The organism is Polaribacter aestuariivivens (assembly GCF_005885675.1).
Taxonomy (GTDB): domain Bacteria; phylum Bacteroidota; class Bacteroidia; order Flavobacteriales; family Flavobacteriaceae; genus Polaribacter; species Polaribacter aestuariivivens.
The window spans coordinates 226781-250736 of sequence record NZ_VANR01000002.1; the positions used below are offsets into that span (position 1 = coordinate 226781).

The 23956-nt window shown below is 29.0% G+C and carries 25 protein-coding genes; 18 read left to right on the plus strand and 7 right to left on the minus strand.

The features are described from left to right. Nucleotides 1-75 precede the first annotated feature (75 nt). Complete coding sequence (glyA, locus tag FDT66_RS04180) at nucleotides 76-1350, plus strand: serine hydroxymethyltransferase (RefSeq protein WP_138534903.1); 1275 nt, start codon at nucleotides 76-78, stop codon at nucleotides 1348-1350. Between the two features lie 105 nt (nucleotides 1351-1455). Here the strand turns inward: glyA and FDT66_RS04185 are convergent, their stop codons facing one another. The 3 genes from FDT66_RS04185 to rmuC form a co-directional block, all read right to left on the minus strand. Further along, nucleotides 1456-1641, minus strand: a complete 186-nt coding sequence (locus FDT66_RS04185) for a CsbD family protein (RefSeq protein WP_138534904.1) — start codon at nucleotides 1639-1641, stop codon at nucleotides 1456-1458. A gap of 114 nt (nucleotides 1642-1755) precedes the next feature. After that, the gene (locus FDT66_RS04190) at nucleotides 1756-1995 is read right to left on the minus strand and encodes a hypothetical protein (protein WP_138534905.1); all 240 of its coding nucleotides are present in this window, start codon (nucleotides 1993-1995) and stop codon (nucleotides 1756-1758) included. Between the two features lie 87 nt (nucleotides 1996-2082). Next, nucleotides 2083-3426, minus strand: coding sequence for a DNA recombination protein RmuC (rmuC, locus tag FDT66_RS04195; protein WP_138534906.1), 1344 nt, complete (start codon nucleotides 3424-3426; stop codon nucleotides 2083-2085). 92 nt (nucleotides 3427-3518) lie between these two features. Between rmuC and FDT66_RS04200 the strand changes: the two genes are divergently transcribed. Then, the gene (locus FDT66_RS04200) at nucleotides 3519-4058 is read left to right on the plus strand and encodes a 1-acyl-sn-glycerol-3-phosphate acyltransferase (protein WP_138535260.1); all 540 of its coding nucleotides are present in this window, start codon (nucleotides 3519-3521) and stop codon (nucleotides 4056-4058) included. Between the two features lie 141 nt (nucleotides 4059-4199). On the opposite strand, the gene pepT is transcribed toward FDT66_RS04200, so the two are convergent. The 3 genes from pepT to FDT66_RS04215 are packed head-to-tail and all read right to left on the minus strand — an operon-like array spanning nucleotide 4200 to nucleotide 7039. Next, nucleotides 4200-5441, minus strand: coding sequence for a peptidase T (gene pepT / locus FDT66_RS04205; RefSeq protein ID WP_138534907.1), 1242 nt, complete (start codon nucleotides 5439-5441; stop codon nucleotides 4200-4202). Continuing rightward, entirely contained in the window at nucleotides 5438-5998 is a 561-nt protein-coding gene (locus tag FDT66_RS04210; protein WP_138534908.1) for a hypothetical protein, read from the minus strand. Before FDT66_RS04210 ends, pepT begins: the two co-directional genes overlap by 4 nt. Nucleotides 5999-6004: 6 nt before the next feature. Further along, nucleotides 6005-7039: a beta propeller repeat protein gene (locus FDT66_RS04215; RefSeq protein WP_138534909.1), complete on the minus strand. Its 1035-nt coding sequence runs from the start codon at nucleotides 7037-7039 to the stop codon at nucleotides 6005-6007. A 318-nt stretch (nucleotides 7040-7357) separates the two neighbouring features. On the opposite strand from FDT66_RS04215, the gene FDT66_RS04220 reads away from it, so the two are divergent. Both FDT66_RS04220 and FDT66_RS04225 read left to right on the plus strand, forming a co-directional pair. Next, nucleotides 7358-8326: a patatin-like phospholipase family protein gene (locus tag FDT66_RS04220; RefSeq protein WP_138534910.1), complete on the plus strand. Its 969-nt coding sequence runs from the start codon at nucleotides 7358-7360 to the stop codon at nucleotides 8324-8326. A gap of 138 nt (nucleotides 8327-8464) precedes the next feature. After that, complete coding sequence (locus FDT66_RS04225; protein ID WP_138534911.1) at nucleotides 8465-9367, plus strand: DUF72 domain-containing protein; 903 nt, start codon at nucleotides 8465-8467, stop codon at nucleotides 9365-9367. Nucleotides 9368-9415: 48 nt separating this feature from the next. Here the strand turns inward: FDT66_RS04225 and FDT66_RS04230 are convergent, their stop codons facing one another. Then, nucleotides 9416-10888, minus strand: a complete 1473-nt coding sequence (locus FDT66_RS04230; RefSeq protein WP_138534912.1) for a S41 family peptidase — start codon at nucleotides 10886-10888, stop codon at nucleotides 9416-9418. Nucleotides 10889-11053: 165 nt separating this feature from the next. On the opposite strand from FDT66_RS04230, the gene FDT66_RS04235 reads away from it, so the two are divergent. The 14 genes from FDT66_RS04235 (at nucleotide 11054) to FDT66_RS13995 (ending at nucleotide 23944) form a co-directional block, all read left to right on the plus strand. After that, nucleotides 11054-11563 carry an RNA polymerase sigma factor gene (locus tag FDT66_RS04235; protein ID WP_138534913.1) on the plus strand — a complete coding sequence of 170 codons (510 nt, stop codon included), beginning with the start codon at nucleotides 11054-11056 and terminating at the stop codon, nucleotides 11561-11563. After that, nucleotides 11550-11972 carry a hypothetical protein gene (locus tag FDT66_RS04240; protein ID WP_138534914.1) on the plus strand — a complete coding sequence of 141 codons (423 nt, stop codon included), beginning with the start codon at nucleotides 11550-11552 and terminating at the stop codon, nucleotides 11970-11972. The genes FDT66_RS04235 and FDT66_RS04240 overlap by 14 nt, the downstream gene beginning before the upstream one ends. A 41-nt stretch (nucleotides 11973-12013) precedes the next feature. After that, entirely contained in the window at nucleotides 12014-12532 is a 519-nt protein-coding gene (locus tag FDT66_RS04245; protein WP_138534915.1) for a DUF4252 domain-containing protein, read from the plus strand. Between the two features lie 77 nt (nucleotides 12533-12609). Further along, nucleotides 12610-13149, plus strand: a complete 540-nt coding sequence (locus tag FDT66_RS04250; protein WP_138534916.1) for a DUF4252 domain-containing protein — start codon at nucleotides 12610-12612, stop codon at nucleotides 13147-13149. 151 nt (nucleotides 13150-13300) lie between these two features. Beyond that, the gene (locus FDT66_RS04255; protein ID WP_138534917.1) at nucleotides 13301-15742 is read left to right on the plus strand and encodes a M1 family metallopeptidase; all 2442 of its coding nucleotides are present in this window, start codon (nucleotides 13301-13303) and stop codon (nucleotides 15740-15742) included. A gap of 430 nt (nucleotides 15743-16172) precedes the next feature. Next, a complete protein-coding gene (gene hisG, locus FDT66_RS04260) occupies nucleotides 16173-17030 on the plus strand; it encodes an ATP phosphoribosyltransferase (protein WP_138534918.1) in 858 nt (285 codons plus the stop codon). Nucleotides 17031-17153: 123 nt separating this feature from the next. Next, entirely contained in the window at nucleotides 17154-18440 is a 1287-nt protein-coding gene (gene hisD / locus FDT66_RS04265) for a histidinol dehydrogenase (RefSeq protein ID WP_138534919.1), read from the plus strand. 34 nt (nucleotides 18441-18474) lie between these two features. Beyond that, entirely contained in the window at nucleotides 18475-19530 is a 1056-nt protein-coding gene (hisC, locus tag FDT66_RS04270) for a histidinol-phosphate transaminase (protein ID WP_138534920.1), read from the plus strand. A 9-nt stretch (nucleotides 19531-19539) separates the two neighbouring features. Then, a complete protein-coding gene (gene hisB / locus FDT66_RS04275; protein WP_138534921.1) occupies nucleotides 19540-20679 on the plus strand; it encodes a bifunctional histidinol-phosphatase/imidazoleglycerol-phosphate dehydratase HisB in 1140 nt (379 codons plus the stop codon). 74 nt (nucleotides 20680-20753) lie between these two features. Then, nucleotides 20754-21347: an imidazole glycerol phosphate synthase subunit HisH gene (gene hisH, locus FDT66_RS04280; RefSeq protein WP_138534922.1), complete on the plus strand. Its 594-nt coding sequence runs from the start codon at nucleotides 20754-20756 to the stop codon at nucleotides 21345-21347. A 15-nt stretch (nucleotides 21348-21362) separates the two neighbouring features. Beyond that, nucleotides 21363-22145 (plus strand): 1-(5-phosphoribosyl)-5-[(5-phosphoribosylamino)methylideneamino]imidazole-4-carboxamide isomerase, encoded by a 783-nt coding sequence (gene hisA / locus FDT66_RS04285; RefSeq protein ID WP_138534923.1) that lies wholly within the window; start codon nucleotides 21363-21365, stop codon nucleotides 22143-22145. A gap of 97 nt (nucleotides 22146-22242) precedes the next feature. Beyond that, nucleotides 22243-22998 carry an imidazole glycerol phosphate synthase subunit HisF gene (hisF, locus tag FDT66_RS04290; RefSeq protein ID WP_138534924.1) on the plus strand — a complete coding sequence of 252 codons (756 nt, stop codon included), beginning with the start codon at nucleotides 22243-22245 and terminating at the stop codon, nucleotides 22996-22998. Between the two features lie 33 nt (nucleotides 22999-23031). Beyond that, complete coding sequence (gene hisIE / locus FDT66_RS04295) at nucleotides 23032-23673, plus strand: bifunctional phosphoribosyl-AMP cyclohydrolase/phosphoribosyl-ATP diphosphatase HisIE (RefSeq protein WP_138534925.1); 642 nt, start codon at nucleotides 23032-23034, stop codon at nucleotides 23671-23673. A 133-nt stretch (nucleotides 23674-23806) separates the two neighbouring features. Then, a complete protein-coding gene (locus tag FDT66_RS13995) occupies nucleotides 23807-23944 on the plus strand; it encodes a hypothetical protein (protein WP_171032312.1) in 138 nt (45 codons plus the stop codon). The last annotated feature ends 12 nt before the right edge of the window (nucleotides 23945-23956 follow it).

The window sequence follows — 23956 nt, forward strand, 5'->3', positions numbered from 1 at the left end:
TTGAAAATATACAAAAAACTTAATTCATACAACATTGTTTTTTAGTATTTTTACTACTTATTTAAAATAATAATAATGCAATTAGACAATCAGATTTTTGACCTTATTCAAGAAGAAAAAGAAAGACAGTTAAATGGTTTGGAGTTAATAGCTTCGGAGAATTTTGTAAGCGACCAAGTTATGAGAGCACAGGGTTCTATCTTAACAAATAAATATGCTGAAGGCTATCCTGGAAAAAGATATTATGGAGGTTGTGAAATTGTAGATATTATTGAGCAAATAGCCATAGATAGAGCCAAAGAATTATTTGGAGCTGAATATGTAAATGTACAACCACACTCTGGTTCGCAAGCAAATACTGCTGTTTTTGCAGCATGTTTAAAGCCTGGAGATACTATTTTAGGTTTCGATTTATCTCATGGAGGACATTTAACACATGGTTCTCCTGTAAATTTTTCGGGTAAATTATACAATCCTGTTTTTTATGGAGTAGACAAAGAAACTGGAAGAATAGATTATAATCACTTAGAACAACAAGCTAAAGAACATAAACCAAAATTAATTATTGCAGGAGCTTCTGCATATTCAAGAGATATTGATTTTGAAAAGTTTAGAGAAATTGCTGATAGTGTTGGCGCAATTTTAATGGCAGATATTTCTCATCCTGCTGGTTTAATTGCAAAAGGAATTTTGAATGATCCTTTACCTCACTGTCATATTGTAACTACTACTACTCATAAAACGTTACGTGGTCCAAGAGGTGGAATGATTATGATTGGAAAAGATTTTGAAAATCCTTTTGGTGAAAATTTAAAAAGTGGAAAACCAAAAATGATGTCGATGTTATTAAACTCTGCAGTTTTTCCTGGAAATCAAGGTGGACCTTTAGAACATGTAATAGCAGCTAAGGCAATTGCTTTTGGTGAAGCTTTAACAGATGAGTTTTTAGAGTATCAAATTCAAGTGAAAGAAAACGCTGCAGCAATGGCAAAAGAATTTGTTGCTAGAGGTTATGATATTATTTCTGGTGGAACAGATAATCACTGTATGCTTATAGATTTAAGAAATAAAAACATTTCTGGTAAAGATGCTGAAATTGCTCTTGGAAAAGCAGATATTACCGTAAATAAAAATATGGTTCCTTTTGATGATAAATCACCATTTGTAACTTCTGGAATTCGTGTTGGAACACCAGCTATTACAACTCGTGGATTAAAAGAAGATGATATGGTTGCTGTTGTTAATTTTATTGATGAGGCAATTAAAAATGCAGATGATGATGATGCTTTACACGAAATAGGTGAGCAAGTTTCTGATATGATGAAAGCTAAAAGATTGTTCGTAATGTAATCAATCTAGTTTTTGATATTTTATTCTTATAATAGAAAAATAAAAAAGCATCAAAATTTAAAATTTTGATGCTTTTTTTTATAATCCCCAATAATTAAAAAAGTTTTACCAACTTTTTATTTCTTTTTCTATCTTCTCACGGGTTTCTCCGTATTTTTCTTGAATTTTTCCAACTAACTTGTCAAAAGATCCTTCTGCTTCTGTAGATTCATTTTTGGTAATTTTACCATATTCTTCTTTAAACTCTCCTTTGATTTGTTTCCACTTTCCTTCATTTGTATCTGTATTCATAGTCTTATATTTATGTACTAAAAATTGTACTGGTTAATATTACTACAAATTTAAAACGATTTAAGGTTGGTTCTTAACAGTATCAATTTAAATAATAACTCTTTTAAATCGATTTTACTTTTTATCAGAATTTTGAATCTTATCAGCTACTTTGTCATTATCATCTGTAGCACTATGAACTTGATTTTGTACGGTATCTTTATCTTCACCTTTCAAAAGTTCTTTATTGCTATCTGTATCTTTATAAGAATCCTTTTTTACGGTTCCTTTCAAAGGGTGTAGCCCTTTTTCATGAACATCACCTGAGTTTCCTTTTGTTTCGTTTTCTGCGCTATTTCTATCTTTTTTATTCATAATCTTGTACATTTTATGTATTGTAAAATTACTATCAAAACATAAAATATATTAACAATATCGATTGAAATAAGAACTCAAAAGAAGTTAATCGTCAGAATTGGCACGTTCAATAATTTTTTCTGGTAAAGCTTTTTTGGCTTTTGCACCCATTTTTTTCAACTTTTCTACGCTTCTAATAATGTTGCCTCTTCCTTCAACCAATTTGTTCATCGCATTTGAATATTCTTTCTTACTATCATCAATTCTTTTTCCTATTCCTATTAAATCATTTAAAAGTCCTTGAAATTTATCATACAAAGCGCCAGCTTGTTTTGCAATTTCTAATGCATTTCTTTGCTGCTTTTCATTATTCCACATAGTATCAATTGTGCGCAAAGTAGCTAATAGAGTAGAAGGTGTAACAATTACTATATTTTTTTCGAAAGCTTTGTTATATAAGTTTGTGTCAGAATTTAAAGCCACAGCAAAAGCGGGTTCAATAGGTATAAAAAGAAGTACAAAGTCTGGTGATTCTATTCCATATAAATCTTCATATTTCTTATCACTTAATTGTTCTACATGTCTTTTTAAAGAAGCAACATGTTGCTTTAAAAAACTAGTTTTTAAAAGTTCGTCTTCTTCATTTATATATTGTTCGTAAGCAACCAAAGAAACTTTAGAGTCTACCACCATTTTTTTATTATCTGGTAAATGAATTACAACATCAGGTAGTAATCTTTTTCCATCTTCATTGGTAAAGCTTTGCTGTACATAATACTCTCTATCTTTCTCTAAACCAGATTTTTCTAAAACACGTTCTAAAACCAATTCACCCCAATTACCTTGCATTTTATTATCACCTTTTAATGCTTTGGTAAGGTTTAAAGTTTCTTTACTCATTTGTTGATTTAACTCTTTTAAACCTAAAATTTGCTGACGTAAAGCTGCATGATAATCTATACTTTCTTTGTGTGTCTTGTCTACTTTATCCTCAAATCCTTTTATTTTTTCTTGTAAAGGGCTTAGTATATTTTTTATATTTTCTTTATTTTGTTCTGTAAATTTGGTTGATTTTTCATCTAAAATTTTATTTGCTAGATTTTCAAATTCTTTGGTGAATTTTTCATTTAGCTTTTCAACTTCACCTTTATTTTCATCTAATTTTAAGCGTAAATTATCAACTTCTGCTTCTTGTCTTGTATTTGTAGTTATTAAATGTTCTTTTTCTTGTTGAATAGTTTTTAGCTCTTTTTGTAGCTCTATATAATTATTTTCTACCATATCTTTAGATTGTTGTAATAAAACAACACGTTCTTCTAAGGTAGATTTTTCTTTTTCTAGAGAAGTTTTATTTTTCTCAAAATTTATTTTTGAGAGTAATTTCCCTATAAATAAGCCAATTACAGCAAATAAAATGGCAATTAGTAAGTAAATAATTAATTCGGTCATTATATAAATTTAAGTCCTTAAATTTATCACTTTAAAACACAACATAAAACCATAATAAAATGTTTTTGTAAACAAATGTTTTAATAATCATGATGAAAGGTTTTGCTAAATTTATTTTATATAAGATTTTAGGTTGGAAAATTGAGAACGAGTTTCCAAAGCACCCTAAAAAATATGTTGTTATTGCTGCTCCACATACAAGTTGGGTAGATTTTCCTATAGCTATTTTAACAAGAATGAGCTTAGGAACTATGGTACATTTTATTGGTAAAAACTCACTTTTTAAATGGCCTTTTGGCTATTTTTTTAGAGCTTTAGGAGGAACACCTGTTGATAGATCTAAAAATAATAACTTAGTAGATGCTATTGTTGATATTTTTGATAGTAAAGAAGAATTTAGATTAGGATTGTCTCCAGAAGGCACTAGAAAAAAGGTAACTGAATGGAAAACAGGTTTTTACTACATAGCAAAAGGAGCAAATGTACCTATTGTAATGGCTACATTAGATTTTGAAAATAAAAAGGTAAAAATTTCAGAACCATACTATACAACAGATAACAAAGAAGTTGATTTTAGACATTTTAAAGATTTTTACAAAAATATTAAGGGGAAAAACCCTGAATTATCGTAATTTATTATATAAAATAAATTAAAATGACTAAGTTTGTGTTATGTAATAGACTTTTTTAATAAAGATTAGGGGCTTTATTATCAAACATTTACATAATAGCATACGCTATGATACGAGTCTCCAGTTTACTGGAGACTTTTTTTATGTGAATTTTTTAGCAACTTTTTGTGCAATTCCTACAATTACTTCTGTAGCTTTTATCATAGATTCTACAGGTACATATTCAAATCTTCCATGAAAATTATGGCCACCAGCAAAAATATTAGGACAAGGTAACCCTTTAAAAGAAAGTTGAGAACCATCTGTACCACCACGAATTGGTTTTATAATTGGTGTAATTTTAGCTTCTTTCATTACTTCTTCTACCAAATCTACAATATGCATTACTGGAACAATTTTTTCTTTCATATTAAAATATTGATTTTTAATATCTACCTCAATCAAATCTTGTTCGAGTTTTTCATTAAAATCAAAAGCAATTCTTTGCATTAAATACTTTCTTTGTTCAAATAAATCTAAATCATGATCACGAATAATATATTCTAAAACGGTTTTTTCTACACTTCCTTTCATATTGTGTAAATGAAAAAAACCTTCGTAATCTGTTGTTTTTTCAGGTACTTCTTCTGGTGGAAGTGAGGCTATAAATTCGTTGGCAATATGTAATGAATTTATCATTTTTCCTTTTGCGTATCCAGGATGTACAATTTTTCCTGAAATGGTAACAATGGCACTTGCAGCATTAAAGTTTTCATACTCTAATTCACCAATTTGACTTCCATCCATAGTATAAGCCCATTCTGCATCAAATTTATTTACATCAAATTTGTGAGCTCCTTTTCCAACTTCTTCATCTGGTGTAAAACAAATTCTAATTTTACCGTGTTTAATTTCTGGGTGTTGTATTAAATACTCCATGGCAGTTACAATTTCTGTAATACCAGCTTTATCGTCTGCACCCAAAAGTGTTGTTCCATTAGTAGTAATAATTGTTTGTCCTTTATATTGTAAAAGATCTTCAAAATAATCTGGAGAAAGAATTATATTTTTTTCTTCATTTAAAATGATGTCATTTCCTTGGTAGTTTTCAACAATTTGTGGTTTTACATTTTTTCCAGAAAAATCTGGACTTGTATCCATATGAGCAACAAAACCAATGGTTGGAACTTTGTTTTCAATATTACTTGGTAAAGTTGCCATGATATAGCAGTTTTCATCTAAAGTAACATCTTCCATTCCAATATCTGTTAACTCTTTAACGAGTACTTTTGCCAAATCCCACTGGTTTTCTGAACTTGGAAAACTAGGATTATCTGGATCTGATTCCGTATTAATTGTAACGTACTTTATAAATCTGTCCGTAATGTGTTTTTTCTCAATCATTTTTGCTGTATTTTTATTTTTTCTAACAAAGTAATTGCCTTACATATTCTATTTTCTACAAAAGAGTCACCATAAATTTGTGCTGTTGTAAGTAAAGAGTTTTGGTTATTTACCTTTGTAAATATTTGTAAAACTTGGTATTTAAAACTCCCTTTTTTACCAATAGCAATAGTGTAATAGCTTGGTTTGTTTAAAAATGTAATTTCTTTTGCTTTTTTTTGAATTAGTTTTTTTGATAAACTTTCTTGCTCTATTTTTAACTTAAACATATCGTTAAAAGTAATTTTATTTTTAATAAAATTTACATCTAATAATATGGATTCTGTTAGTTGTTTAACAGTATCTGCTGCATAAATAGAGGTTTGTGTATTGTCTGTATACAAATTTGTTTTCCAATTTTTTGGGAGTTGAATTGAAAAAATATTTTTAGCATCTGTTACATCCTCTAAGCTTTTAATAAAAATTTCTTTGCAATTACATTCTTTTTGAAGGTCTGTTTTTTGTTGACAAGAAAATAATAGGAGCATAGTTACAATTGCAAGAATTATGTACTTCATAAATTTTTATAGCTTTAGTTTTCCTATTTTTTGATGTCCACTTAACCATGCATTATTTGCGTCTACAAATTGAATTGTGTAGTAACTATCTTCAGAAACATCTTTCCAAGTTTTTCCACCATCATTAGAAAAAGAAACACCAGTTTTACCAACTGCAAATACTTCTTTTCCATTGGTGTTTGGCACGTATTGTACACAACTTTTGTAGTTTGGACTTTGTCCATCTGCAACAATTGTCCAAGTTTTTCCTCCATCATTTGTAATGGCTTTATTTGCTATGTTTTCTTTTGGTTTTGCATAATTTCCACCAACTGCAATTCCATTGTTTTGGTCATAAAAATCAATGGAGTAAATACCTTGAGGACCATCACCCTGCACAAAAGGAGTACTAAAAATTTGCCAAGATTTACCATAATTTGTAGATTTTAAGATATTGGCTTTTCCACCACCAGAAGCAATCCATACTGTACTACCAATAGTTGCTATATTTGTATTACTTGCAGCAAAAAAGGCTTCGTCTTTTGCAATTTCTGGTAAGTTTTCACACGGAATTTTGTTCCAAGTTTCTCCTCCATCAGAAGTTAACAGAATTGATGCACAGTTTTCTGTAGGATCACCAACTGCAATTCCATGTAAATTATCATCAAAAAATGTAAGCGCGTCATAAAAAACTTTTTCATTTTCTTCTTTATAAACCAATGTGGAATTTCCTTCGGAAATTTTGTACAATAATGCTGGATTTGCAATAGATAAAGCAAAATATTCAGCCCCATTAAATGCTAAACTTCTAAATTGAGGTATTATAGAATCTTGATGTTTTATGAATAAAGAGTTCCATAAAACCCCATTATTAGTTGTAAAACCTACATCTCCTCTAGAACCAGCATAAAAAACACTTGCACTATCTACTACTTGTATTGCGCGTATGCTTGTACTATCCATTTTAAACTCTTTAATTGTTATGGAGTCTATATTTCTTGGTTGGTATTCATTTTTGCAAGAAATTAAAAATATAAGAGAAATAAATAGTAGTTTTTTCATGATAAGGTTATTTGTTGCTATGGTTAAAAATAAAATCTTTTGATAAATCTATTGTAATTCTTTTATTGTTTTTGATTAATGTCTAAAATATTCTTAATATTATATATTTCCCTCTAAATAAGTTTTTCCTTCTAATAAATATGCAATTCCAATACTATATTTTTAAGTTCTTTTTTATCAAAATAAATTGTATTTTGAGTGATTGTAATGAATGAGCAAAAAAAAAATGAAATAATAAAAAAGTTAGGGTTTAAAATAGTTTTCAGTTTCATTTTTTAATATTTTTATACCACTAAAGTAAACAAATCATAATACATAATGAAAAAAGCAATGGTAATTTCTGGAGGAGGAAGCAAAGGAGCATTTGCAGGTGGAGTTGCACAATATTTAATGAAAAACAAAGGAAAAGAATATGATTTGTTTTTAGGAACTTCTACAGGCAGTTTAATGGTTTCGCATTTGGCAATGGGTATGTTAGACGAACTAAAAGAATTATACACCAATGTAACTCAAGAAACTATTTTTAGCAACAATCCATTTACCATAAAAAAAGTTTCAGGAGAAAAAGTTATTAGTATAAATCATTTAAATACTTTTTGGAATTTTTTAAATGGACGAAAAACCTTTGGTGAAAGCAAACATTTACGAACGTTAATTAAAAAAAACGTAACCAAAGAAATGTATGTAAAAATTAGAGCTGCCAATAAAGAAGTTGTTGTAACAGTATCTAACTTAACAGCCAATCAAATAGAATACAAATCTATAAACGATTGTACTTACGAAGATTTTTGCGATTGGATTTGGGGCTCCTGCAACTATGTTCCATTTATGAGTTTATTAGAAAAAGATTATTGCCAATATGCAGATGGTGGTTTTGGCTCACTAATACCAATAAGAGAAGCAATTTTAAGAGGTGCAACAGAAATTGATGCAATTATTTTAGAAACAGAGGTTACTCAACTTAATAGATTACCATCTAAAAACCCATTTTCATTACTTTTTGATGTATTCGATTTTATGTTAACCCATGTAGAAAGGCACAATATTACCATTGGTAAATTAGCAGCATCTAATAAAAACGTAAAATTAAATTTATATTATACACCAACAGTTTTAACCACAAACTCATTAGTTTTCGACAAAGTTTTAATGAGAAAATGGTGGAAATCTGGTTTTGATTACGCAAAATCAAAAGAAGAAGAAAAAATGAGCGAATTTAGACCAGACATTTTAACAGACAAAGAAATTGAAGAAGGATTAGAAGATGCAGAAAATTTAAACATATAATTTTTTTTTGAAGCTATTTCCTGCTTTCAGCACTCGCTTTTTTTCAAAAAAGAAAAAAGAGCTCAAACAAATGCTTCAATCAGGGCTAAACCAGTTTGCCAACGAAACGAAATAAAAAAAGCATAAATTATTTTATAAATGAAATTTGGAAAAGTAGATAATCCAGAAAATATAGATTTTATATTGCCTGAAACACATTCAGATACTTTTCGTGTTTTACAAAATTCTGAAAAACAAAACAAACCTTCCGTTTACGTAGGTTGTGCGAAATGGAACAGAGCAGATTTAAAAGGTTTTTACCCAAGAGGAACAAAAGATGAACTCGAATATTACTCCTCTCAATTCAATTCAATAGAACTAAATGCAACTTTTTATAGAAACTTTCCAGCGCAACAGTTCGAAAAATGGTACTCTAAAACACCAAATGATTTTAAGTTTTTCCCAAAATTGGGGCAAGAAATTAGTCACTGGAAACGTTTAAATGGAGTAGCTCAAGTTACCAATTCTTACATCGATAATTTTAGCAATTTACAAGAAAAACTAGGAACAATATTTTTACAATTACACGCCAATTTTGGTCCTAAAAACTTTACTTTACTTCAAAATTTTGTAGAAAGCTGGCCTAAAAATCTTCCTTTAGCTGTAGAAGTAAGACATAAAGATTGGTTTGCAGATAAAGAAATAGCAAATGATTTTTATCAACTTTTAGAAGAGAATAATATTGCAAACGTTTTGGTAGATACTGCTGGCAGGAGAGATATGATACATATGCGTTTAACAAACAACGAAGCATTTATTCGTTATGTAGGTGCGAATCATAAAACAGACTATAATCGTTTAAATGATTGGGTTGATAAATTAAAAGAATGGATTGATGCTGGTTTACAAAACATCCACTTTTTCATACATCAAAATATAGAAGAGGCTTCGCCTTTATTAGCAGCACATTTTATCGAAAAATTAAATACTGAATTTCATTTAGATTTAAAAATCCCGAATAAAAAAACAACTGACAAAAACGGACAAACAAGTTTGTTATAACTAAAAAATCCAGCGAAAGCTGGATTTTTTAGTTATAAATCATAAATATTATTTCCTAAAATTTTCCACAAACATTTCTTGACTAAAAGGCTGTATAAATTTAGAGTCTAATAATGGTTTTTCTTGATTAAAAAATGAAGGTTTTCCAGTAAGTTTAGCTCCTGTTGTTATAAAAGTTATTGTTCTGTCTAGTAATGGGTCAGATTTTTCGCCTAAAACACCTAGATTAATCGTATTGTCATCTCTACCAAAATCTTCAGCTAAAATAACATCAGGTGTATAACCATTTGCATTATTTTGTCCATTTGCATTTTTAATTTCTAAAACAATTGGTTGCATTGCATAGGTATGATTTGGATTTAAATTTAAACCATTTCTTCTGTAACCATCAGAGTCATATAAAGTTATAGACCCTACTTGTTTACCTACAGTTTTTGTACCTACTAAATTCACATCAATATAAGCATCCATTCCATTAATAACAAGTTCAGATGCAGATGCAGTATCATCAGTAACTATAAAATAAACTCTTTGTAAATTTAAACTGTTTATGGGTTCGTCTAAAATCGTATTTCCATTACTGTCTCTATTTACAATTTGATTGGTAAAGTTGTTTAAAAAAACATCAGGATTCGTATTTGCCATTACTTTTTCATTCCAAATTTCCTGAGAAAAAAGTTTTCCGTTATTAGAGCCGTTAATCATACTACCTAAATACGTTGCTGTTCTTACACTACCACCTCCATTGTATCTTAAATCTATTATTAAATCAGTAATATTTTCTGACTTTAAAGTGGCAAAAGCTGCATTTAATTGTCCGTCAAAAGAGCTTGCAAACTGATTGTATAAAAGGTAACCAATTTTATTTGTACCTTCATTAAAAACTTTAGTAATTGCAACTGGGTTTTCTTGTAATTGCTCTTTTACTAAATTTATTGTAGTTCCGTTTACAACAGGATTTCCTGCGTTAAAATCAGCAAAGTTTACAGTATAGCTAACATTTGAGCCAAATAATAAGCTACTAAAGTTGGTATCAGTAATTTGTGTTCCGTCAATAGCACTAAAAACCATACCTCTTAAAACACCTTTATTTTCAGCATCAGAACCTGGTATTACGTAATATACAACTCCATAAACATTAGAGGTATTTCCTTTATTTCTGTAAAGTTTAAATTCCATACCATTACTTAATCTAATTCCTTGAAAAGAATTTTCTAAAGCAATATAATCGTCTACAATAACAGAAAAACGATCAACAACACCAGGTTGAAAACGTAACGATTGAAAAATATCTTCAGGAGTATCAAATCCAGCAGTAAAATCATTCAATTCATTTTGATTTGAAAAACGAGTGTCTGATAAATCAGGTACATCACTTTGCCAGTAATAAGAAGCATTTAAACCTTTCCAAACAAAATCGTTAATTTCTATATCCATAGGAATATTATCAACTTTTTTAGAACAATTATAAAAAATAAAGAAACTTAAAACTAAGGTTGTTATTTTAAAGATATTTTTCATTATAAATAATAATTTTAGTGAGTAATATAACGCAATTTAAATAATTTTAGTATTATTTTTTAAAAGCGTTGTAACAATATATATACTTGTTCGTCGTAAAGATGTAAACCCGATAACAAATAAATAGATTAATTTAAGTTTACAAAATAAATAACCAAACCAACAATGAACCAGTCAGACTTTTTAAAAGTTGTTTTACCTTTTAAAGATAAGGTTTTTAGATTAGCAAAAAGATTGTTAGTTTCTACAGAAGAAGCTGAAGATGCTACTCAAGAACTGTTCTTTAAATTATGGAAAAGCAAAGAAAAAATAGCTGATTATAATAATGTTGAAGCATTTGCAATGACAATGACAAAAAATTATTGTTATGATCGTTTAAAAAGTAAACAGGCTAGTAATTTAACATTAGTACACAGTAATTATAAAGAAAAAGAAACGTCTTTAGATAAAAAGGTAGAATATCAAGATAGTGTAAACCAAGTACATAAATTGATGGAAAACCTTCCAGAGCAACAAAAAATTATTATTCAATTAAGAGATATTGAAGAGTATGATTTTGATGAAATCTGCAAAATGGTAGATATGAAACCAACAGCAGTAAGAGTTGCTTTATCAAGAGCAAGAAAAACAATTAGAGAAGAATTAATTAAAAAACACAACTATGGAGTTAGCTAACATAGAAAAATTAGTAGATAAATATTTAAATGCAGAAACTACTTTGCAAGAGGAAACTACCTTAAAAAACTATTTTAAAGAAGGTGAAGTTGCGCCACATTTGCAAGAATATAGTTACATGTTTAATTATTTTACAAATGCAAAAGAAGAAACTTTTACAAAAGCCATTAAGTTAGAACCTAAGAAATCTAAAAAGAAAAACTTTAAATGGTTATCTGTAGCAGCATCAGTAGTACTACTTTTTAGCGTATTTATTGGAAAACAAGAATACGATAGATACCAAGCTAAAAAAATATATGCACAAGTAAGCAAAGGTTTAGAGTTATTATCTACAAACTTAAAAAAAGGAGAAGAAGCAGTTGCCAATTTGTACATATATGAAAATACCGCAAAAAAAATATTAAAATAAAACCAAGTAAAAATTAGTAAAACCAAGTAAAAACAGTAATTATGAAAAAAATAATAATATTAATAGCGTTTATTGTTGCTCCGTTAGTAACAAACGCACAAAAAACATTTTTCGATTCGTTAGAAGATATAGAAGGTGTAGATATGGTAGTGCTTACCAAAGATGCCTTTCAACTTTTAAATAAATTCAAACCAAAAGACACTAAAAGTAATGAGGTTATGAAAGTATTTGAAATGATTAATGAATTAGAAGAATTCAAAATGTTTTCTACAAGTAATAATACTTTAGCATCTAAAATGGAAACAATGGCTGATGCTGCAATTAAAACGCACAAATTAACCGAGTTAATGCGTATTAAAGAAGACAATTCTCGAATTAAAATTTACGTAAAAACAACCAAAAATAAAGATTACGTGAGTGAAGTTTTAATGTTTATTAAAGGAATGGACAAAAAAACAAACGGAATGTCTGAAGCTATGATTGTTTCTTTAACAGGAAATATAGATATTAATAAAATGTCTGACTTAGCAGATACGTTTACTAAAGAAAAAAATAAATAATTATTTATTTTACAAGCATAAACAAAAACTTATAGTGCTTGAGATACAAACACTATAAGTTTTATAAAATTTATACAATGAAAAAATTAACCACAATTTGTACACTATTTGTATTGGTTCTTTTTGCAAGTTCTTGTAAAAACGAAAAATCATTACAACAATATTTGGTAGATGTACCTCAAAAAGAAGGTTTTGTAAATGGAGACTTACCAATAAGCTCTTTATTAACAACCAAAACAGATGTTTCTGATGACGTAAAAGAAACACTTAAAAGCATTAAAAAAATTAACGTAGCATATCTTTTAAAAACAGCAGATAATGATGCCGCTTACGAAAAGGAAAAAGCAACTTTAAAAAATATATTTTCTAGCGAAGACTATAAAACACTGATGTCTATGAAAATGAAAGGAATGAATATGAATGTATATTATACAGGAGATACAGATTCTTTAGACGAAGTAATTGTTTTTGGTTACGGAAAAAAAAGTGGAGTAGGAGTTGCAAGACTGTTGGGTGATAATATGAATCCTGCAAAAGTAATAGAAATGTTAAACAGTGTTAAGTTTGATGGTGATGAAGCAGCAATAAAACAATTTACAAACATGTTTAATCAATAAATTCAAAATTCAATCAACCAAAAAGCCTATAGTTTCATTTGAAATTATAGGTTTTTTTTATGAAACTTGGTATACTTTTTGAATTTAACTGCTCATTAACAAGTTCTATCTTCATAATTACTATTTTTGAAGCTAGAAGAAAATGTCACTTATGAAGATTAAAAACCTAATCCTAATTTTTATTTTAGCAATAAATACTATTGGATTTGCTCAAAATAATTCTACTTATAAACCAGAAAGAGAAAAAATTTTCGATTTAATTCATACCAAATTAAAAGTAAATTTAAATTTTGAAAACAAAGAATTAAATGGAGAAGCTTGGGTAACACTAAAACCTCATTTTTACAGCACAAACAAATTGATTTTAGATGCCAAAGCAATGCTAATTCATCAGGTAACATTAAACAATCAAAAATTAGAATTCACCAATGACGATTTTCAATTAGACATAAATTTACCTAAAAGCTACTCTAAAAACGAAGAATTTACAATTTACATCAACTATACAGCACGTCCTGAAAAAGTAAAAGACAAAATAACAAACACAATATCTGCAGACAAAGGTTTGTATTTTATAAACCCAAAAGGAATAGATAAAAACAAACCTACCCAAGTTTGGACTCAAGGTGAAACAGAAGGAAGTAGCTGTTGGTTTCCAACAATTGATGCTCCAAATCAAAAAACTTCGCAAGAAATTTATATTACTGTCCCAAACAAATACAAAACCCTTTCTAATGGCCTATTAATAAGTCAAACAGAAAAAGGAAATAACAGAACAGATTACTGGAAATTAGATAAAAAACACGCACCTTACTTATTCTTTTTAAGTGTTGGCGAATTTGAAATCGTAGAAGACACCTATAAAAATATTCCAGTAAATTATTACGTAGAAAAAGAATACGAAAAATACGCAAAAGATATTTTTGGTAATACACCAGAAATGATACAGTTTTTTTCAGATAAATTAGGTGTAGATTTTCCTTGGAGCAAATACAGCCAAATAGTAGTAAGAGATTATGTTTCTGGAGCCATGGAAAATACAACAGCAGTAGTTCATGGCGAACAAGCTTATCAAAAACCAGGGCAATTAATAGACGAAAATATACATGAAAACACAATTGCGCACGAATTATTTCATCATTGGTTTGGTAATTTAGTAACCTCAGAAAGTTGGAGCAACTTAGCTTTAAACGAATCTTTTGCAAACTATAGCGAATATCTTTGGAGAGAACACAAATACGGAAAAGACGATGTAGAAATGTACATGTTCGAAAATAAAAAACTGTATTTAGAAAGTGGAAGTGAAGACAAAAGTTTAATTCGTTTTAATTATACAGATAAAGAAGAAATGTTTGATTTGGTAAGCTACAATAAAGGTGGTGCCATTTTACACATGCTTAGAAATTATTTAGGTGACGAAGCTTTTTTTACAGGTTTAAAAACATATTTAACCAAATATAAATACCAAAGTGCAGAAGCACATCAATTAAGATTGGTTTTTGAAGAAATCACAGGAAAAGATTTAAACTGGTTTTTTAATCAATATTTTTTTGGAACAGGACATCCAAAAATCAGTATTTCTTACGATTACAATATGTTAAGAAAAACAGTAACCGTAAACATATTACAATTACAATCAGAAACATTTCAATTTCCTTTTGCCATAGACATTTTTGAAGGATCTAAAAGAACCAGACACAACGTTTTTGTAGATGGTAATGATGCTTCATTTACATTTCCATTCAACAAGCAACCAACTTTAATTCAAGTAAATGCAGATGGTGTTGTATTATGTGAAATAGAAGAAAACAAAGTTTTAAGCGATTATATTTTTCAATTAAAAAATGCACAATTATTTGCCCATAGAAGAGAAGCATTGTTAGAAGTTGCAAAAAAACAAGAAGAAAAAGATGCATTTAATGCAGTTGTAAATGCTATGGATGATAGTGCTTATAAAATTAGAGTTTTAGCATTAGAAAAGGTAGACTTGATAAATAAATTTGCGAAGAAAACTGCCATCGAAAAAATTAAACAAATTGCAAATTCCGATAAAAAAACGTTAGTTCAAGCTGCAGCTATAGAAACGCTAGGTAAGTTAATAGACCCTGAATTAAAATCCATATTTGTGCAAGCTTTAGAAAGTAAATCATATGCAGTTTTAGGTAAAGCTTTGGTTGCATTGTATTATGTAGATAAAAATTTAGCAATAAAAAAATCGAAAGAATTACCAGACGAAGTTCGTAAAATTTTAGCAACACCTTTAACACAAATATTCATAGCGTCTAATGATGATTCAGAATTACCATTTATTGCCAAAAGTGTTGTTTCTGGAATGTTTTTAGTGGGAGATGATGATACAAAAGCATTGTATAAAAAAGCTTTTGATAAAATATCAAAAAGTAATGATACCAAGGCTATTCAAAATTTGGTAGAAGATATGGTTGTAAAAGGAAACCAATATAAAAGTTTTAATTTTGATAAAGTGGTAATTAATTTGATGAGAACCATGATTCAAGATCAAGAAAAAAGCACAAATACTAATAAAGAGCGTAACATTGCTATTATTAAAGAATCTATGTTAGGTATTTTATAATCCATTAAAGTGGTTCACTAAGGTATTTGTACATTCACTATTTTTCTTTTAATTCTTTTTCTATTGTCGATTTCAGTAGTTTCCACACTTTTTAATACTTAGCCAAGTAAGTTTTTTTTATAAGAAAATCAATAAATCAAAGTATCTACAAAATCAATAAAAATTTAACAAATCAATAAAAATTGATAAATTTTAATTTTCACAATTATTTTAAAGATAAGTATTGGTTTTTACAGAATAAATTTTAGATATTTGCAATAACAAAAAAAAAGACATGAACTTTATTCAATCACATCATCATCATTTTTACAATTGCAATCAAGCGATTTAAAAATGTATTGAATAAAATCAACATATTTATAAACCCGTTTGAGCAAATCAAACGGGTTTTTATTTAAACCATATTTGCTCAAGCATAAAAAATAAAAAAATGAGTAACTTAAGAATAGCAGTACAAAAATCAGGAAGATTAAATGAAGATTCTATGAATATCTTAAAAGATATAGGAATTTCTATTGATAATGGTAAAGATCAACTCAAAGCTGCTGCAAGAAATTTTCCTGTAGAAGTTTTTTACTTGAGAAATGGTGATATTCCTCAATATTTAAGAGATGGAGTAGTAGATGCAGCCATTATTGGCGAAAATGTTTTGATAGAAAAAGGAAACGATTTAAACTTTGTAGAACGTTTAGGCTTCTCTAAATGTAAAGTTTCAATTGCAGTTCCAAAAGAATCTAAAGCAAATTCTTTAAAAGATTTAGATGGTAAAAGAATTGCGACTTCTTACCCAGAAACAGTAAAAAAATATTTGAAAGAATACAATTTAGACGCACAATTACACATAATTAATGGATCTGTAGAAATTGCACCAAACATTGGTTTGGCAGACGGAATTTGTGATATTGTTTCCAGTGGAAGCACCTTATTTAAAAACGGATTAAAAGAAATTGAGGTTTTGTTAAAATCGGAAGCAGTTTTAGCAGTTTCACCAAAAATTTCTAAAGAAAGACAAGCTATTTTACAAAAAATTCAGTTCAGAATTCAATCTGTTTTAAAAGGAAGAGATTCTAAATATGTTTTATTAAATGCACCAAATGAAAAACTCGAAGGTATCTTAAAACTATTACCAGGAATGAGAAGTCCAACTGTATTACCTTTGGCAGAAAAAGGTTGGAGCTCAGTACATACAGTAATCAGTAAAAATAAATTTTGGGATATTATTGAAGACTTAAAAGCAAATGGAGCAGAAGGTATTTTAGTGTGTCCTATTGAAAAAATGGTACTTTAATTCAATAAAATAAATGGTTTTTGGGCGTTTTAACGGGCTTTACATTATATCTTTTTGCCGAAAAAGCAAAAAGGATGTCATTTCAATCCCTAACGCAATTGCAAGTTTATAAGAAAATAGAAAATGAAAATAATTAACAATCCATTAAAAAAAGATTGGAATCAAATTTTACAAAGACCTACAAAAACAGTAAATGATATTGAGGGTACTGTAAATCAAGTTTTTTTAGAAGTACAAAAAGAGGGTGATAAAGCCATTGCAAAATACACTCAAAAGTTTGATGTTGTTTCTTTAACAACAAACATTGTATCAAAAGAAGAAATTAACCAAGCAATTGCATCAGTTTCCAATGAGTTAAAAGAGGCAATAATTGTCGCTCAAAAAAATATAACCGTTTTTCATAATGCACAAAAAACTACTAAAGTAAGCGTAGAAACCTCAAAAGGAGTTTCTTGTTGGCAAGAAAAAAGACCCATTCAAAAAGTTGGCTTATACATTCCTGGAGGAACTGCACCTTTATTCTCAACAGTTTTAATGTTGGCAATTCCTGCTCAAATAGCAGGTTGCAAAGAAATTGTATTGTGTTCTCCACCAAATAAAGAAGGAAAAATTCACCCTGCAATTTTGTATGCTGCAAATTTATGTGGCGTTACAAAAATCGTCAAAGTTGGCGGAATTCAAGCCATTGCAGGATTAACTTTCGGAACAGAAACCATTCCACAAGTTTATAAAATATTTGGTCCAGGAAATCAATTTGTAACAGTTGCAAAACAACTTTCAACAAAATACGGAGTTGCTATTGATATGCCTGCAGGACCAAGCGAATTGTTAGTAGTTGCAGATGATACCGCAAATGCAAGTTACGTAGCTTCAGATTTATTAAGTCAGGCAGAACATGGTGCAGATAGTCAAGTGATTTTAGTTTCAACTTCAAAAGATTTTATCAATCAAGTTACAACAGAAGTACAAAAACAAATTAAAGATTTACCAAGAAGAGAAACTGCTCAAAAGGCGATAGATAATTCAAAATCAATTTTTGTAGAAAATGATACAATTGCATTAGACTTGATAAATCAATATGGTCCAGAGCATTTTATTGTTTGTACAAAAAATAATGATTTTTATGTAGATAATATTGAAAATGCAGGCTCTGTATTTATCGGGAATTACACTCCAGAAAGTGCAGGAGATTATGCTTCAGGAACGAATCATACATTACCTACAAACGGATTTTCCAAAGCATATTCTGGTGTAAATTTAGATAGTTTTACAAAAAGTATTACTTTTCAAAAAATAACTGAAGAAGGAATTTTAAATATCGGTAATTCAATAGAGTTAATGGCTGATGCAGAAGGTTTACAAGCACACAAAAATGCTGTAACAATTCGTTTAAAAGATTTGAAAAATTAATGTAACACAAAAAGAAAAAACAAGTCTTTTAAGTATGAAATCAACCTTCAATATAAATAATTTAGTAAGACAAAATATTAAGAATATTACACCTTACTCTTCAGCAAGAGATGAATACAAAGATATTTCATCAGACCAAATGATTTTTTTAGATGCCAATGAAAACCCTTTCGAAAACGGTGTAAATAGGTATCCAGATCCTCAGCAATTGAGTGTCAAAAAAATCTTATCAAAATGTAAAAAAATCAATGAGAAACACATTCTTTTAGGCAATGGAAGTGATGAAGTTTTAGATTTAATTTTTAGAGCTTTTTGTGAACCAAAAGAAGATAATGTAATTACATTACCACCAACTTATGGTATGTATTCGGTTTTGGCAAATATTAATAATATCGAAAACCGAAAAATTTTATTAAATGAAAATTTTCAACCTAAAGTTGAAAAAATATTAAATACAGTTGATAGTCATACAAAAATTATATTTTTATGCTCACCTAACAATCCTACAGGCAATAGTTTTTCTGAAGCGATTATTGATGAGTTATTAAATAAATTTAGTGGCTTAGTGGTTTTAGATGAAGCATATATCGATTTTTCAGAGCAAGAAAGTTGGTTGAAAAAAATTAAAAATTATCCAAATTTAATCATAACACAAACATTATCTAAAGCTTATGGTTTAGCAGGAATTAGATTGGGTGTTTGTTATGCATCAGAAAATATTATTAAAATTTTAAACAACATAAAACCTCCATATAACGTAAACGAATTAACACAGCAAAAAGCTTTAGAGCGTTTAAAAAATTATGAAGATGTTAAAAATGAAATTTCACAACTTATTAGCGAAAGAAAGCGTTTAAAAAATGAATTAGAGTGTTGTGTAAATTATATAGAAAAAGTATATCCTTCTGATGGTAATTTCCTGTTAATTAAAGTTGATGATGCTAACAAACGTTACAATCAGTTGTTAGAATATGGAGTAGTAATTAGAAACAGAACAACACAACCTTTATGTGAAAACTGTTTAAGAATTAGTGTTGGTATTTTAGAAGAAAATTTAAAATTGATTCGTGCTTTAAAAGCGATTCAGTAACATATAAAAATGAGCAAAAAAGTATTATTTATAGACAGAGATGGCACTTTGGTGTTAGAACCACCTGTTGATTATCAATTAGACAGTTTAGAAAAGTTAGAATATTATCCAAAAGTATTTCAATACATGGCAAAAATTGCCAAAGAATTGGACTACGAATTGGTAATGGTAACCAATCAAGATGGTTTGGGTACAGATTCTTTTCCAGAAGATACTTTTTGGCCTGCTCAAAATAAAATTATTGCTGCTTTTGAAAAAGAAGGTGTAGTTTTTTCTGAAGTTTGTATAGATAAAACCTTTCCTCATGAAAATGCTGAAACACGTAAACCAAGAACAGGTTTATTAACCAAATACTTTTCTGAGGAGTATGATTTAGAAAATTCGTTTGTTTTGGGTGATAGAATTACGGACATGGAATTGGCTAAAAACCTTGGTGCTAAAGGAATTTATTTATCTGAAAATCCAGAATTAGGTTCAGATGAAATTGAAGCTGACAAACAAGAAATTTTAGATTGTATTGCATTAACATCTACAGATTGGCAGAACATTTACGAATTTTTAAAACTAAAAGATAGAGTAGCTGAAATTACCAGAAACACCAATGAAACTAAAATTTACATCAAACTAAATTTAGATGGTTCTGGTAAAAATGAGATTGATACTGGTTTAAAATTCTTCGATCACATGTTAGATCAAATTGGTAGACATGGAAATATGGATTTGACCATAAAAGTAGATGGCGATTTAGAAGTTGATGAACACCATACTATAGAAGATACCATGATTGCTTTTGGTGAATTATTCAACAAAGCTTTAGGTAATAAATTAGGGATTGAAAGATATGGGTTTTGTTTACCAATGGACGATTGTTTAGCTCAAGTTGCTGTTGATTTTGGAGGTAGAAATTGGTTAGAATGGAATGCAGAGTTTAAAAGAGAAAAAATCGGTGATATGCCAACAGAAATGTTTTATCACTTATTTAAATCGTTTACAGATGGTGCAAAATGCAACTTAAACATTAAGGCAGAAGGTACCAATGAACACCATAAAATCGAAGGCATTTTTAAAGCATTTGCAAAAGCAATGAAAATGGCAGTAAAAAGAGATGCTAATAAAATGTTTTTACCATCAACAAAAGGAATGTTATAACTAGTTGTTAGTTTATGATTTTTGGTTGATAATAAAACCAAGAACCAAACAACCAACAACCAACAACCAAACTAATGAAATTAGTAATTATCGATTACGGAGCAGGAAACATTAAAAGCATTCAATTTGCTTTTAAAAGGTTAGGTATTGATGCTGTTTTATCAAATAATGTTGATGAAATTAAAGCTGCAGATAAAGTAATTTTTCCAGGTGTAGGAGAAGCAAGTTCTGCAATGAAAATGTTACAAGAAAGTGGTTTAGATAAAGTAATTCCAACTTTAAAACAGCCAGTTTTAGGAATTTGTTTAGGAATGCAATTAATGTGTAACCATTCAGAAGAGGGTAACACAAAAGGATTAGGTATTTTTAATGTGGATGTAAAAAAGTTTTCAAACTCAGTTAAAGTTCCTCAAATGGGTTGGAATGTAATTACTGATTTAAAATCTGATTTATTCAAAGGAATTAAGAATAAAGAATTTATGTATTTAGTACATAGTTTTTATGCTGAAAATTGTGATGAATCTATTGCAAAAACAGGTTACGAAATTGAATATGCATCTGCTTTACTAAAGGATAATTTTTATGGAGTTCAGTTTCATCCAGAGAAATCATCATTAGCTGGTGAGCAAATCTTAAAAAATTTTTTAGAACTAAAAACCAATAACTAAAAACTAACAACTATTTTGAGAATTATACCAGCAATAGACATTATAGACGGAAAATGTGTTCGTTTAACCAAAGGCGATTACAATACCAAGAAAATATACAATGAAAACCCTTTAGAAGTTGCTAAGGAATTTGAAGCTGCAGGAATCGAATATTTACATGTTGTAGATTTAGATGGTGCTAAAGCAAGTCAAATTATCAATTACAAAGTGTTAGAGCAAATTGCAACTAAAACCAATTTAAAAATTGATTTTGGTGGTGGTTTAAAATCAGATAAAGATTTAGAAATTGCTTTTAATTCTGGCGCAAATCAAATTACTGGAGGAAGTATTGCTGTAAAAAATAAACCTGTATTTGAAAGTTGGATTACTAAATTTGGTGCAGAGAAAATCATTTTAGGAGCTGACTTTTATCCAGATAATTTTGGAGGAAAAATAGCAACCAATGGCTGGCAAGAAGAAAGTTCTTTAGAATTAATTCCGTTTATTTCTGATTATCAACAAAAAGGAATTCAATACGTAATTTGTACAGATATTTCTAAAGATGGTATGTTACAAGGACCAAGTTTCGATGTTTATAAGGAAATTTTGTCTGTTCGAGCGCAGTCGAGAACTAATAATGACCTTTCGACTGCGCTCAAGGAGACAAATCCATTAAAACTAATTGCTTCTGGAGGAATATCAACTTTTGATGAACTCCCAAAATTAGCAGAACTAGGTTGCGAAGGTGTAATTATTGGTAAAGCCATTTATGAAAATAAAATCAGCTTAAAACAGTTAGAAAATTTTATAATTAGTTGATGGTTTTTAGTTTTTGGTTAATAGTTTTTTATTATTCTTGACCAACAACCAACAACCAACAACCAACAACCAACAACCAACAACCAACAACCAACATATGTTAACAAAAAGAATAGTACCTTGTTTAGATATTAAAAACGGAAGAACTGTTAAAGGCGTGAATTTCGTCAATTTAATAGATGCAGGAGATCCTGTAGTTTTAGCAAAACAATATGCAGATTTAGGTGCAGATGAATTGGTGTTTTTAGACATTGCAGCCACTTTAGAAAATAGAGGAACAACTTTAGATATGGTGCTAAAAGTGGCAGAACAAGTAAACATTCCTTTTACAGTTGGTGGTGGAATTTCCTCTGTAGAACACGTAGATGCTTTGCTAAAATGTGGAGCAGACAAGGTTTCTATCAACTCATCAGCCGTAAAAAGACCAGATTTAATAAACGAATTAGCGGAAAAATTTGGGAGCCAATGTGTTGTGGTTGCTATTGATGCAAAACAAATTGATGGAGAATGGTTTGTACATTTAGCAGGAGGAACTATTCCTACAGAAATCAAATTATTTGATTGGGCAAAAGAAGTGGAAAAAAGAGGAGCAGGAGAAATTTTGTTTACGTCAATGAATCATGATGGAACCAAAGCAGGTTTTGCGAATGAAGCTTTAGCTAAATTATCAGAATTGGTAAATATTCCAATCATAGCAAGTGGTGGTGCAGGTAATGTACAACATTTTATAGATACATTTACACTAGGAAAATCTGATGCTGCTTTAGCTGCCAGTGTTTTTCATTTTGGAGAAATTCCGATTTTAGAATTAAAACAAAAATTAAAGGAAAATAATATTCCTGTAAGAATATAAAATTTTTGGTGGTTAATAGTTAATGGTTTTTAGATGGAACCATCAACCAAAAACCATCAGCCAAAAACTATAATAATGAATATAGATTTCAATAAAAATAACGATGGTTTAGTACCAGCAATCATACAAGATGCAACTACAAAAAATGTATTGATGTTGGGTTATATGAATGAAGAAGCTTATCAAAAAACAATCGATTCTAAATTGGTAACTTTTTTTAGTAGAACTAAAAATCGTTTATGGACAAAAGGTGAAGAAAGTGGAAACGTATTGAACTTGGTTGATATCAAATTAGATTGTGATAAGGATACTTTATTGATACAAGTACATCCAAAAGGACCAACTTGTCATAAAGGTTCTGATACGTGTTGGAATGAAGAGAATACATCAAATTTTGGTTTCTTTTCTACCTTAGAAGATGTTATTAAAGAAAGAGTTGCTAATAAAGAAACTAAAAAATCTTACGTAGCAAGCTTATTTGATAAAGGAATCAATAAAATTGCCCAAAAAGTAGGAGAGGAAGCAGTAGAAACTGTTATTGAAGCGATGGATTCTAATGATGATTTGTTCTTATATGAATCTGCAGATTTATTATTTCACTATTTAATGCTATTGCAAGCCAAAGGATTTACCCTAAAAGATATTGAAGCTGAATTAATAAAAAGACAAAAGTGAAATTAGTGTTTCATAAAATCTAAAGTGACCAAATAATTATTTGTTTAACATTAAAAAAAACATCTTAACAAGCCTTTAACGGAACAATACGTTCATTTTTAGTAATTTAGTGTCAAACAAAAAAATAAATATTATGGGAATTATAAAAGAAAATAAAAAATTTGAAAGGACTAAAACTCAAGATAATCCAACAAGCGTTAATAGAAACTTGAAAGAAAACAAAGAGTTTGATTTAGATAACAAAACAATTGTTGAACAAAAAGAAAAATAGTAATTAATTACT